This is a genomic window from Pseudonocardia xishanensis, assembly GCF_039541715.1.
Classification (GTDB): domain Bacteria; phylum Actinomycetota; class Actinomycetes; order Mycobacteriales; family Pseudonocardiaceae; genus Pseudonocardia; species Pseudonocardia xishanensis.
This window is the reverse complement of the sequence record NZ_BAABGT010000002.1, coordinates 17,914-30,479: the sequence shown is the minus strand read 5'-3', so window position 1 is coordinate 30,479 and position 12,566 is coordinate 17,914. Positions and strand designations below refer to the sequence as shown.

Genomic DNA, 12,566 nt, shown 5'->3' with positions numbered 1-12,566 from the left:
GACGCCGACGGGCGTGGCCGCCTGATCCCCGGCCTGATGTGCTCAGGTGGAGACGAGTACCAGTCCCTCGTGTGCAGCGAAGTCGCTGAAGTCTTTGACGTTCAACGTCGCGAGGGGGAGGTTGTAGGCGAGGCAGGCGGCGGGGATCCAGCTGTCGTTCTGGGGGCGTGGGCGGCCGCGGCGGGCGGCGTAGCGGTGATCTCGCCCCAGATCCTGGCGACGTCGTCGGTGTAGGGGAGTGTGGGCCGTGCGGTGAGCCATGCGTCGAGCGAGCCTCGGCGGGCGGTTCCCCACTGGCTCATGATTGACCAGCGGGTGAGCTCGCCGTAGGTGATGAAGGTGATGCCGTGTTTCGCTCCGGCGAGCTCCTGGGCGAGCGGGGCGGGTACGCGCCTTTCGATGACCTGGGAGGCGACGTCGGTGTCGAGGATGATCCGTTGCACGTCAGCCGATGCTGGAGCGGCGCATCTGGCGGAGGTCGGCGAGGAAGTCGTCGAGCTCGGCGTCGTCTTCGAAGATCCCGTCCTGTGCGAGCTCGTCGATGCTGTCGACTGCTACTGCGTTGGCGAAGATCTGGTCGACGGTGGGCGCCTTGTTCGAGGAGGGCGTGGGCCCGGGTTGGGTCGTCATGCTGCCTCCTTCGGAGCGCTCGGACGTGGTCTCATGCTAGCCCGTGGCCGTCGTCGTGCGGATTAGCAACACCGCCGCGAGAGGTGCTCCGGCGTGGAACCAGATGTGGCACGAACATGGGTCGTCGGGAGTGCTCAGAGGGCATCAGGGTGTGCTTGATGGAGGTGGGAGGCGCAGGTAGAAGCCTCCGAGCATCCCGACTCGCTGCCTTCCAAACTAGCTACGCGGGTGAACCGTCCTGGCCGGTGGAGAGGCTCCTGATCTAGCAAGGAGACTGGAGCTGTGGGAGCACCTCGGAAGTTCGATGAGGAGACCCGTGCCCGCGCGGTCCGCCTCTACCAGGACCGTCTGCGTGATCACGGCGAGTCGAAGCTGGCCGCGCGCCGACACGTCGGTGAGCTGTTGGACGTCAACCCGGCGACGATCCGGAATTGGGTCGAGGCCGCCGAGCGCGAGCCCGATTCCGGGTCCGGCTCGGTCGGGAACGGTGATGATGCGGCGGCCGAGTTGCGGCGGTTGCGCGCCGAGAATGCCGAGCTGCGGCGCGCGAACGAGATCCTGAAGACTGCCTCCTTGGACTCAACCGGTCAGCGCAACAATGCGGGCGAGCGCTCCGAGCAGCGGACGAACACCTTCAACGGCTACCGCCACCGCGACTTCGACACCCGCGCGGGCACGATCGACGTGGCGATCCCGAAGCTGCGCAACGGCTCCTATTTCCCGACTGGCTCCTCGAACGTCGACGTCGTGCCGAGCGGGCTCTGACCACAGTGGTCGCCACCTGCTACCTGCTCGGCGTCTCCACCCGGCGGATGGAGAAACTCGTCGAGTCGTTGGGCATCACCAGATTGTCGAAGTCGCAGGTGTCGGTCATGGCCCAAGATCTCGACGCGCAGGTCGCCGAGTTCCGGTCCCGCCCACTCGACCAGGGCCCCTACACCTTCGTCGCCGCCGACGCCCTCGTGCTCAAAGTCCGCGAGGGCGGGCGGGTGGTCAACGTCCACGCCCTGCTCGCCACCGGAGTCAACACCGACGGACACCGGGAGATCCTCGGCCTGCAGGTCAGCTCCGCCGAGGACGGCGCCGGCTGGTTGGGGTTCTTCCGCGACCTGACCGCCCGCGGCCTGTCCGGGGTCCGGCTGGTCACCTCCGATGCCCACGCCGGGCTGGTCGCCGCGATCGGGGCGACGCTGCCCGGCGCGGCCTGGCAGCGCTGCCGCACCCACTACGCGGCGAACCTGATGGCCGCGACCCCGAAGGCGTCCTGGCCGTGGGTGCGGGCGCTGTTGCACTCGGTCTACGACCAGCCCGACGCCGCCTCGGTGCACGCCCGGTTCGACCGCGTCCCCGACGCGGTCGCCGACAAGCTCCCGAAGGTGTCCGAGCACCTCGACACCGCCCGGGCGGACGTCTTGGCGTTCACGAGCTTCCCGCGCGAGCTCTGGCGCCAGATCTGGTCGAACAACCCCTCCGAGCGGCTCAACCGCGAGATCCGCCGCCGCACCGACGTCGTCGGGATCTTTCCTGACCGCGAGTCGCTGATCCGGCTCGTCGGCGCTGTCCTGGCCGAGCAGCACGACGAATGGGCCGAAGGACGCCGCTACCTCGGCCTCGACGTCCTCGCCCGCTCCCGCGTCACCGCCGTCCCCGACAGCACGACCAGCACCGAGGAGGTGACCTCCACCGACACCATCCCGGCGCTCAGCACCCGACAGAACTAGAAGATCACGCGGAAGTCGTCACACACCACGCCAGCGGACTTGACCGTCGACTCCTTGACATTCATGTGTCAATGCCGTGAGCGCTCACGGGACAGCCGCGGGTCCGGACTCGCAGCTCCGACGCACTGGTCGGGCGGCGGTGGCTCTGATCCGGAGCTGTGGACGGGGAGCCCGCTCAACCGACGGCTCCGGTCGCTACCGTCGCCGCGGTCGAGTGGGTCCGTGTGACTTCCCTGCCCGACGCCTCCGATTCGTCTGGTCGGACATGTGAACGCGGGTGTCCACGTAGGCGGATGCTCGGCGCGCCCGCCGAGCGTGAAAGCGGGGAGTACTCTACGGATCGATCCTCGGAGAGCTTGCGCCCGCGCCCGGGGAGCGTGGCCGTCGGTCGACATCGACTCCCGGGCCGTCCGATCCCGCGGGTGGCAGGAGGAGAGTCCCATGAAGGCATGGCAGTTCACCGGTGTCGACGAGCCCCTGGAGCGGGTCGACCTCCCGGACCCCTCGGCGGGGGAGGGCGACCTGGTGATCGACGTCCGCGCCGCGGGCCTGTGCCACAGCGACGTCGGCTTCATGGACGGGACCATCACCTCGCTGCTCCCGCACCTGCCGATCGTGCTGGGGCACGAGGTCGCGGGTGTCGTGGCGGAAGTCGGCCCTGGCGTCGAGGGGTTCGCCGTGGGGGACCGCGTCGGCGTGCCCGCCGTCACCTACGGCCCGGGCACCGCGATGAACGGCGCCTTCGCCGAGAAGGTCCGGGTGCCCGCCGCGCTGGTGGTCCCGATCCCCGACGCCGTGTCGTTCGAGCAGGCCGCGCCCGCCACCGACGCCGGGCGCACCGCATACCGCGCCGTCCACACGGCCGGGAAGGTCAAGCCCGGCCAGGCGGTCGGGATCATCGGCTTCGGCGGGCTGGGATCGCTCGGCGTGCAGATCGCGATCGCCCACGGCGCCACCGTCTACGTCGCGGAGATCGACGAGGCGGCGTGCGCCGCCGCGCTCGAGATCGGCGCGTCGGGGGCGGCCGCCGACATCCGGGACTTCGAGGACCGCGACCTCGACGTCGTGATCGACTTCGCGGGGTACGGCACCACTACGGCGGCCGCGATCGACGCCGTCCGGCCGAACGGCCGGGTGGTCCAGATCGGCCTCGCCGTGGAGATGGCCACGATCTCGGCCCAGAAGATGGTGCTGAAGGACCTCACGTACGTGGGCGCCTCGAACGGTGAGCAGCACGAGTGCGTCGGCGCCCTCGACCTGCTCGCGGCCGGGAAGATCCGGGCGGACGTGCTGCCGATCTCGTTCGACGAGATCCCGGCGAGCCTGGAGAAGCTCAAGCGGGGCGGGGTGCGCGGCCGGTTCGTCGCGCTCTACCCCGAGAGCTGAGAGGTGGGGGCGGGCGAGTCCGCCCGCCCCCACCCGCTCAGTCCTCCAGCGCCTCGAGGTGCTGACCGCGTTGCCCGCGGGTGATGAGCAGCAGCCCGACCAGGCTGATCACGCCGCAGCCCAGCGTGTAGTACGCAGCCGAGAGCGGGTCACCGGTGGCGTCGGCGATCGCCGTGATCAGGTACGGTGCCGTGCCGCCGAAGATCGCGACGGTCAGGGCATAGGTCAGCGAGACACCCGCCGCCCGGTTGCGGGTGCGGAACCGCTCGGACAGGAAGGCAGGCATCGGGCCACCGACCACGCCGATGAGCACCCCCGCCACGAGCAAGGCGACGAGCCCGCCGCCGAAGCCGAGCGAGATCAGCATGTACATCGGGTAGGACAGCACCACGACGCCGATCGTCCCCGCGAGGAGCACCGGTCGCCTGTCGACCCTGTCCGACAGCGCACCGAACAGTGGCATCGACAGTCCGGCGACCAACCCGGTGACCAAGGCGAGCACCGAAGACTCCACGAAGCTCATCTGGTAGCTCTTCGAGAGGAAGGTCGGCATCCCGACCATGAACGTGTTGCCGACCGCGTTGTAGACGACCAGGACCGCCGCAGTCACGAGCAGGTAGCCGAACGGGCGGCGGGTGGCCGGGGCGGCGGCGGGCGCGCCCTCCGCCCGCTCCGCTGCGACCTCCTTGAAGTGCGGCGTCTCGTCGACCTTGAGCCGGATGTAGACGACGATCATGCCCATCGGCAGCGCCAGCAGGAAGGCGATCCGCCAGCCCCACGACGCGAGGTCCTCCGGCGACAGGCTCAGCGACAGGATGGTCGCGACGGCTCCACCGAGGACGTATCCCAGCGTGGTGCCGGTGAACGACCACGCCCCGTACGCGCCGCGCTTCTCGGGCGGCGCGGACTCGACCATGAGCGACACCGCGCCGCCCATCTCGCCGCCCGCGGAGATGCCTTGCAGGATCCGGCACAGCGTGAGCAGCACCGGGGCGAGGGCGCCGACCGCCGCGTGGGTCGGCAGCACGCCGATCGCGGCGGTGGCCAGCGCCATCATGCCGATGATGATCAGCAGTACCGGCCTGCGTCCCCAGCGGTCGGTCAGCGGGCCGAAGATCGCTGCCCCGAGCGGTCGCAGGAAGAACGCCAGGGCGAACACGAGGAAGGTCGAGAGCACGCTCGCCGTCGAGCTCTCCGACGGGAAGAAGAGCGGCGCGATGATCGTGGCCATGTAGGCGTAGATCGCGAACTCGTACCACTCCACGAGATTGCCCAGGGACCCGGCGAGGAGCGCGCGCCGGGATGCCTTCAGATCGATGACCTGGGTGCTCGCGTGAACCGTGCCGCTGGGCGTGCGCCCGACGTCGTCGACTGACACAACTCCTCCTGAGTCGCTGCGCCCGGACCCTCAGTGCCGGGCCTCGGCTCCCGTTCGCGCCATCGCTCGATCGGGTGTTGCGGACATCACGCTCGCACGGCATGGATCGCGCTGTCAACGTCGATGTAAACGAAAGTGCGGCGCTGATCTGCGGTTATCCGTGCACGACGACGCACCGGGCCCGCTCGGTCCCGGTCCGTCGTCGGCGATGCGCGAGAAGCTCAGCGGACGGTGTAATCGCTCAGGTCGAACGTCTTCGTCATCTGCCAGTACTCGGAGTTGAGGAACGGCATCACGAAGATGACCCGGCCCCGGGAGTTGCGGTAGTAGGTCTGCATCCCCGGGTGGCTCCACACCGTGCGCTCGTGCGTCCGGTCGACCAACTCGTTGTACTTCTCGGTCACGTCGGCGCGAGCGTCGAGGGCCCGGATCCCGTGGTCGAACTTCGCGGTGAGCAGTGCGCGGACGTAGCGCATCTGGACTTCCATGAAGTAGAGGAAGCTGCCGCTTCCCGGGAACGAGTTCGGGCCGCCCAGCATGAAGAAGTTGGGGAACCGGGGGACCGAGACGCCGAGGTAGGCCTTGGGGTTGTCGTCCTCCCACACCTCGCTCAGGTGGGCGCCCTCGTGGCCGCGGACGTCGACGCTCGCCAGGAAGCGCGCCGCCTGGAAGCCCGTGGCCCAGATGATCACGTCCGCGGGGATCTCCGTGCCCGACGCGGTCACCACGCCATCGGGTCGCACCTCGGCCACGGAGTCCGTGACGAGGTCGACGTCGTCACGCTTGAGGGTCGCGAACCAGCCGTTGTCGAGCAGGATCCGCTTGCCGAACGGCGGGTAGTCCGGCAGCGCCTTCTCGATCAGGTCCGGCCTGCCCTCGAGCTTCTCGGTGAGGTAGCGGGTGAAGAACTCCCGGTGCCCGTCGTTGCGGGCGTTGACCGAGCGCTCCGGGTGCTCCCACTCGGGGTCCATCCGCAGCGCCTCGATCACCTTGTCCCCGAACTGCCAGAACTGCCGGATCCAGTACCAGGCGAAGTAGAGCGAGCAGCCCTGGAGCAGCCTGCGCAGCTCGGGCGTGATGGGCTGCAGGAACTTGTCGAACGGCGCCACCCACTGGGGCGACCGCTGCACGATCGTCAGGTGCCCCACCCGTTCCGCGATGGCGGGGGAGATCTGCATCGAGCTCGCGCCGGTGCCGACGATCACCACTCGCTTGCCGTCGAGCTCGAGGTCGTCGGGCCACTCAGAGGAGTGGAACTGCGTCCCGTTGAAGGTGTCGAACCCGGGCAGGTTCGGCATCGTCGGGCGGTTCAGCGAGCCGACACCGGTCAGCACGACTTCCGCGGTGAGGGTCTCCTCGACCCCGCCCGAGCGCACGCGCAGGTCCCACTTGTTGCGCTCGCCGTCGTAGGTCGCGGAGAGCACCTCGGTGTTGTAGCGGACGCGCTGGTCGGCGCCGAGGTCCTTCAGCGTCTGCGCGAAATAGCGCTGGATGTCGTCGCGCAGCTCGAAGTGTCTGCCCCAGTCGTTGCGCGCGAACGAGAACGAGTACAGGTGGCTGGGGGTGTCCACACCCGCGCCGGGGTAGGTGTTGGTCCACCACACCCCGCCCGCGTCGGGCTGGCGCTCCAGGATCTCGTAGTCGAGCCCCATGTCCTCGAGCTGTTGTGCGGCGGCGACGCCCGCCACGCCCGCCCCGATCACCAGGATCTTGAAGCCCTCGGGGGCGTGGACGGGCGGCAGCGCCAGCTCCGGCTGGTCCGGGTCGATCCGGCGGGCCACCTCGGCGGCCAGCATCTCGCCCTGCACCGGGTCGACCGGCTCGCCCATGCAGACGCTCATCATCCGGGCGGTCAGCTCGGGGGAGGGGGCGGTGACCGCCGGACGCTCGCCCGCCTGCAGACGCAGGATCACCGGGACCGCGGCCTCCCGGATCTCGGTCTGGATGTCCTCGGGCAGACCACCGGAGTCGTGGTCGACCAGGCCCTTGCCCCGCGTCGGCAGGTACGGGGCGGCGAGCCAGCGCTCGTCGCCGCTGAACTGGAACAGGACCATGAGCAGGCTGGGCACGTTCGCGGTGGCGACGGCCTCGTGCACCTGCTCCTCGGTCATGCGCTCGGCCGCGGCGCCGGCGGGGCTCGGGCTGTCCATCGGGGTCCTCCTACGTGGTTCGGTGGTCACCAGGTGTCGATCCGACGCCGGGTCGGGGCGAGGCGCGGTGCGGTTCCGTCGGTCTGGGTGCGGGTGTCGAGCACACCGCTGACCCAGGAGCGTGTGTCGGCGGGGTCGATGACGTCGTCGAGCTCGAAGACCGACGCGGCGTTGACGGCGCTGCCCTGGGCGACGTAGTCGGCGAGCAACTCGTCGTAGCGAGCCCGGCGGCGTTCCGGGTCCTCGATGGCCTCCAGCTCGCGGCGGTAACCCAGGGTCACAGCGCCCTCGGGGCCCATGGCCCCGAACTCCGCGGTGGGCCAGCCGACGATCGCGTCGGGCACCCGGAAGCCGCCGCCCGCCATGGCCTGTCCGCCGAGCCCGTAGGCCTTGCGGACGACCACGGTGCAGAGCGGGACCGACAGGTTGGGGCCCGTCACGAACAGCCTGCCGAAGTGCCGCACCCCGCCCGCCCGCTCGGCGTCGGGGCCGACCAGGAAGCCGGGGGTGTCGCAGAGCGAGAGCACCGGCAGCCCGTGCGCGTCGCAGAGCTGCAGGAACCGGGCCGCCTTGTCGGCGGCGTCGGCGTCGAGCGCACCGCCGCCGACCGCGCCGTCGTTCGCGAGCAGGCCCACCGGGCGGCCCTCGATCCGGACCAGCGCGGTCACCACGGCGCCCCCGAAACCGCGGCGCAGCTCGAGCACGGAGCCGGTGTCGCACAACAGGTCCACGAGCGCGCGAACGTCGAACACGCGGTGCCGGTCCTCCGGCACGACGTGGCGCAGCAGCCGCTGGTCTGCGCACTCCCACTCGGCCGCAGGGTCCTGGAAGTAGGACAGGTAGCGGCGGGCGACGTCCGCGGCCTCGGCCTCGTCCGCCACAGCGACGTCCACGACGCCGTTGGCGACCTGCACGGCGAGCGGTCCGATCTCCTCGGGGGAGAACCGGCCCAGCCCGCCGCCCTCGATCATGGCGGGCCCGCCCATCCCGAGGTTCACGTCCTCGGTGGCGATGACCAGGTCACAGGCACCCGCGAGCGCGGCGTTGCCCGCGAAGCACCGCCCAGAGGCGATCGCGACGGTGGGGACGAGGCCGTTGAGCCTGCCCAACGCCACGAACGTGCCGAGGTCCATCCCCGTGGCCTTGGCCGCGTTGTCGACGTCCCCCGGTCGGCCGCCCCCGCCCTCGGCGAACACCACGACCGGCGTCCCGCGGCGGCCGGCGAGCTCGAACAGTCGCTCGGTCTTCTTGTGCACCTGCACACCCTGGGTGCCCGCCAGCACGGTGTAGTCGTGGGCGAGCACCGCGACCGGTCGGTCGTGCACCGTGCCGAAGCCCGCCACGAGCCCGTCGGCGGGGGTGTTGCGCTCGAGCTCCTCGACCGGCCGACGGGTCCGCTGGGCGGCGATCACGAGCGCGCCGTACTCCCGCAGGTCGGTCCCGGGATCGCACAGGGCGGCGACGTTCTCCCGGGCCGTGCGCTTGCCGAGCCTGCGCCGCTTCGCGACGGCGGCGGGTCGGCTCTCGTCCGTCCCCACCGCGTGCCGGCGCCGGACGTCGGCCAGGTCGGCACGGACGTGGGCGGGGTCCACCGCGACCGGCGCCTCGTCGTGGTCTTCCTCCGCGAGGGCTTCCAGCTCGGCGACGGTCTCGTCCTGACAGACCCGGTCCCCGACGGCGGGGTGCAGGGCGCGCACGATCCCGGCGACGGGTGCGGTGACCTCGTGCTCCATCTTCATCGCCTCGACGACGACGAGGGGGGTGCCGCGGCGTACCCGCGCACCGACCTGCGCGGGTAGCGCCACGACTGTTCCGGTGACCGCCGTCCGGACGGCGGTGCTCTCGGCGGTGCTGTTGGCGGGGTCCCCGGCGGCGCCGCTCTCGGGCGCCGCGAGCTCGTCCACCCAAGTGGTCACGACCTCGCCCTTGCGCAGCTCGGGGCGGGCGAGCAGGTCCCGCAGCCGCGGGAGGTCCGTCGGCACGCCCTCCAGGACGAGCTCCGCGAGCGCGGCGTCGAGACCGTCGACCGCGGCGGCCAGGTCGCCCCCGGGCTCGAGGACGACGACCTTGGCGAGCAGCGGGTCGTAGTCAGCCGCGACGGTCCGGCCCTGCTCGACGTGGGTCTCCACGCGCACCCCGGCGGGCACGGCGAACCGGCCGACGGGTCCGCTCGGCGGCCCGGTCAGGGTGATCCGCGCCTCGACGGAGATTCCGTGCGGCGTGGTCGGCAGCGCCAGCTCGGCGAGGGCGGCCCCCTCGGCCACGGCGAGCTGGGCGCCGACCAGGTCGAGGCCCAGGACCTCCTCGGTGACCGGATGCTCGACCTGCAGCCGCGGGTTGACCTCGAGGAACACGTACTCGTCGCGGTCCGCGTCGACCAGGAACTCCACGGTGGCCAGGCCGGTGAGGCCGACCTCGGTGCCGAGCCGGTGCGCGTCCGCGGCGAGGCACTCGCGCACCTCGGCGGGCACGGTCACGGCGGGCGCGATCTCGATCATCTTCTGGTGCCGCCGCTGCACGCTGCAGTCCCGGTCGCCGAGCACCGCGACCTCGTGCCCGTCGCCGAGCAGCTGGACCTCGACGTGCCGGGTGCGGGGGAGGAAGGCCTCCAGGTACACCCCCGCACGCGCGAACGCACGCTCGGCCTCGGACCGGCAGCGTGCCAGCGCACCGAGCAGCAGGTCGGGATCGGAGACGACGCGCATCCCGCGTCCGCCGCCGCCTGCCCGGGCCTTGACCATGACCGCACCGGCCGCGCGAAGGAACGTCAGGGCCTCGGCGTCGGTCGGGTCGTTGCGGGTGGCCCCCAGGACCGGAATCCCCAGCCGCTCGGCGAGCAGGCGGGCGGACGTCTTGTCCCCCAACAGCTCCAGGGTGTCGGGGGAGGGCCCGACGAACCCGACACCGCGCTCGGCGCAGAGCCACGCGAGGGCGGGGTCCTCGCTGAGGAACCCGTAGCCGGGGTGCAGCAGGTGGCAGCCGGTCCGCACGGCGGCGTCGACGACCTGTGCGGCGTCCAGGAACGGGGCGGAGCCGGTGCCGTCGAGCGCGACGGCCTCGTCCGCGGCGCGGACGTGCGCGGCGTCGGGCTCGTCGGCGGCGTGGACCGCCACCGCGCGCAGCCCGCGGGCGTGCGCGGCGCGGATGATCCGCAGCGCGATCTCGCCGCGGTGCGCCACCAGCACGCCGGTCATCCCAGCTCCCTGGCGATGACCCGGCCGCTGCCGGTGCGCGGGAAGGACTCGTGGACCTCGACGACGTCGGGGACGCCGCGCTTGCCGAGGTTCTCGACGCACCAGGCCCGGAAGGCGGCCTCGTCGTACCCCTGCCCGGGGATCACGTGCGCGACGACGAGTGCGTCGAGGGTGTCGTCCGCGCGCGCGGTGATCGCGACGTCGTCGACGAGCGGGCAGGACTGCATGTCCAGCTCCAGGGCGTAGGTGGAGAGGTTCTCCCCGCCGCGCCGGATGATGTGCATGCGCCGGCCGCGGAACTCGAAGCGGCCGTCCGGGTGGCGGACCATTACGTCGCCGGTGCGCAGCCACGCGCCGGTGTCGTCGCCGACGAGGGTCTCCGCGGTCGCGTCGGGGGCGTCGGCGTAGCCGAGCATCAGGCTCCGGCCGGGTATGCCGCGCACCCACAGCTCGCCGGGCTCGCCGTCGGCCGCGTCGGCGCCCGACTCGTCGACGAGCCGAACCCGCTCGACGCCCACGAACGGTCGCCCGATGGTGCGCCGGTCGTCGACCTCCCACGGGGCGCCGCCGAGCACTCCGGTGACGGACTCGGTCTGGCCGTAGATCTGCCGGGTGTCGATGCCGGGCAGCAGCCGGTCCCAGGCCTGCCGGTCGCTCTCGCTCAGGTTCATCCCGTACTGCACGAGTCGCAGGCCGCCGGGATCGACCGGGCCGCCGCGCTCGAGTGCCTTGTGCAGCGCCATCCGCATCGGCGGGGCCACCATCGAGCTGACCGTGGCGCCGGTCCAGCGGGCGGCGTCGAAGTAGGCCGAGGCGCTGAACCGGGGCACGATCGCGATCGAACCGCCGGTGACGAAGGCCGGTGCGCAGAGGTAGACCTGCCCGTTGGTGTGGAAGAACGGCGAGCACAGGTAGTGCCGGTCCGTGGTGAGGAACCCGGTGTTGCGGGCCAGCCGCTCAGCGCCCATCACGTAGTTGTGGTGGGTGAGCTGCACGAGCTTCGGCGCCCCCGAGGTGCCCGACGTCGGCAGCAGGCCCGCCACCAGGTCGGGGGTGGCGTCGGGAGCCTGGGCGGCCGAGCTCGCCAACCCGTCGATCGCACCGCGGGCGGCCTCCGCCCCGACCTCCGTCGGCACCACCAGCCGGGTCTGCAGGCCGGAGCGGGCGATCGCCGTCCGCATGCTCTCCGCCACGGCCGCGGAGGCCACGACCAGGACGGGCCGGGTGGCGGCGACGGCCCGCTCGAAGGCGAGCACGCCCGAGTCGGGGTCGACGACGTGGACGACCGCGCCGTTGGCGGGCACGGCCAGCCACAGTGCGACGGCCAGCGGCGAGTTCGGCAGCGCGAGCACGACCGTGCGCTGGTCGGCCGCTCCCGCGGCCGCCAGCCGCCTACGCAGCCCGTCGACGTCCTCGACCAATCGCGCCCACGTGGTGCGCTCCAAGCCCTCGGGGGAGGACGGGTGGGGGAGGGACACGAGCACGTCCTCGTCGCCCCGCCGCGCCGCCCAGTCCGTGGCCAGCGACCACAGCGTGCGGCGGGCGGCGACGTCCGTGTCACCGGTCATATCGGCCCCTCCCCTCGGATTCGTACGGTCAGACGCGCGGGATCGGGTTCAGCGCGTCGCCCTTGGCGTGGTAGTTCTCGGTGCCGACGTGCTTGAGCTCGCGCCGGGCGATCTTCCAGCCCTCGGGGGTGCGGACGAAGACATCGTGGTACTGGCCCATGACGATGCCGTCCGGGCGCTCGCGGTTGTAGCGGTGCCAGGCGTAGACCTGCGAGCGGACGGTGGCCGTGTCGTCGTCGGTGAACGCGATGACCACGTTGGACACGTGGTGGCTGGTGCCCGCGAAGAACCCGCCGATGCCGAACTTCTCGTGCTCAAGCGTGGCCAGGTAGGCCTCCGCCCCGTCGGCGCCGTGCTCGCCGCCGTAGGAGATGTGGCAGTCCGGGATGAACAGCGCGACCAGGGCCTTCGGCTCGTTGTGGTCGAGGTGGTGGGCGTAGTCGAACAGGACCTGGGTGATCTCGTCCTTGTCGGCCAACCGTTGGACGGTGGCCAGCAGGTTCTCGTTCGTGACCTTCATTCGGCACTCCGTTCCCGGT

The 12,566-nt window shown here is 71.5% G+C and carries 8 protein-coding genes and 2 pseudogenes; 3 read left to right on the top strand and 7 right to left on the bottom strand.

What is annotated here, in order from left to right; all coding sequences use genetic code 11:
• Positions 1-101: 101 nt before the first annotated feature.
• Positions 102-443, bottom strand: a complete 342-nt coding sequence (locus ABD993_RS00155; RefSeq protein ID WP_345411399.1) for a PIN domain-containing protein — start codon at positions 441-443, stop codon at positions 102-104.
• A 1-nt stretch (position 444) separates the two neighbouring features.
• Positions 445-630 (bottom strand): hypothetical protein, encoded by a 186-nt coding sequence (locus ABD993_RS00150; protein ID WP_345411397.1) that lies wholly within the window; start codon positions 628-630, stop codon positions 445-447.
• Between the two features lie 282 nt (positions 631-912).
• On the opposite strand from ABD993_RS00150, the pseudogene ABD993_RS00145 reads away from it, so the two are divergent.
• The 3 genes and pseudogenes from ABD993_RS00145 to ABD993_RS00130 form a co-directional block, all read left to right on the top strand.
• Positions 913-1,170: pseudogene (locus ABD993_RS00145) on the top strand (transposase); the annotation flags it as partial.
• Positions 1,171-1,233: 63 nt separating this feature from the next.
• Positions 1,234-2,351 (top strand): annotated as a pseudogene (locus ABD993_RS00135) (IS256 family transposase); the annotation flags it as partial.
• A 441-nt stretch (positions 2,352-2,792) separates the two neighbouring features.
• The gene (locus tag ABD993_RS00130; protein ID WP_345411395.1) at positions 2,793-3,737 is read left to right on the top strand and encodes an alcohol dehydrogenase catalytic domain-containing protein; all 945 of its coding nucleotides are present in this window, start codon (positions 2,793-2,795) and stop codon (positions 3,735-3,737) included.
• Between the two features lie 37 nt (positions 3,738-3,774).
• Here the strand turns inward: ABD993_RS00130 and ABD993_RS00125 are convergent, their stop codons facing one another.
• The 5 genes from ABD993_RS00125 to ABD993_RS00105 all read right to left on the bottom strand — a co-directional run bounded on the left by ABD993_RS00125 (position 3,775) and on the right by ABD993_RS00105 (position 12,547).
• Positions 3,775-5,115 carry an MFS transporter gene (locus ABD993_RS00125; protein ID WP_345411393.1) on the bottom strand — a complete coding sequence of 447 codons (1,341 nt, stop codon included), beginning with the start codon at positions 5,113-5,115 and terminating at the stop codon, positions 3,775-3,777.
• Between the two features lie 221 nt (positions 5,116-5,336).
• Positions 5,337-7,265 (bottom strand): flavin-containing monooxygenase, encoded by a 1,929-nt coding sequence (locus ABD993_RS00120; RefSeq protein ID WP_345411391.1) that lies wholly within the window; start codon positions 7,263-7,265, stop codon positions 5,337-5,339.
• 26 nt (positions 7,266-7,291) lie between these two features.
• Complete coding sequence (locus ABD993_RS00115; RefSeq protein ID WP_345411389.1) at positions 7,292-10,459, bottom strand: acetyl-CoA carboxylase family protein; 3,168 nt, start codon at positions 10,457-10,459, stop codon at positions 7,292-7,294.
• A complete protein-coding gene (locus ABD993_RS00110) occupies positions 10,456-12,027 on the bottom strand; it encodes a class I adenylate-forming enzyme family protein (protein WP_345411387.1) in 1,572 nt (523 codons plus the stop codon). The genes ABD993_RS00115 and ABD993_RS00110 overlap by 4 nt, the downstream gene beginning before the upstream one ends.
• 28 nt (positions 12,028-12,055) lie before the next feature.
• A complete protein-coding gene (locus ABD993_RS00105) occupies positions 12,056-12,547 on the bottom strand; it encodes a nuclear transport factor 2 family protein (RefSeq protein WP_345411385.1) in 492 nt (163 codons plus the stop codon).
• Positions 12,548-12,566 lie beyond the last annotated feature (19 nt).

Coding starts and splice junctions, on each gene's coding strand:
- ABD993_RS00130 (WP_345411395.1), top strand. CDS start 2,793: ATGAAGGCATGGCAGTTCACCGGTGTCGACGAGCCCCTGGAGCGGGTC.
- ABD993_RS00150 (WP_345411397.1), bottom strand. CDS start 630: ATGACGACCCAACCCGGGCCCACGCCCTCCTCGAACAAGGCGCCCACC.
- ABD993_RS00120 (WP_345411391.1), bottom strand. CDS start 7,265: ATGGACAGCCCGAGCCCCGCCGGCGCCGCGGCCGAGCGCATGACCGAG.
- ABD993_RS00105 (WP_345411385.1), bottom strand. CDS start 12,547: ATGAAGGTCACGAACGAGAACCTGCTGGCCACCGTCCAACGGTTGGCC.
- ABD993_RS00110 (WP_345411387.1), bottom strand. CDS start 12,027: ATGACCGGTGACACGGACGTCGCCGCCCGCCGCACGCTGTGGTCGCTG.
- ABD993_RS00115 (WP_345411389.1), bottom strand. CDS start 10,459: ATGACCGGCGTGCTGGTGGCGCACCGCGGCGAGATCGCGCTGCGGATC.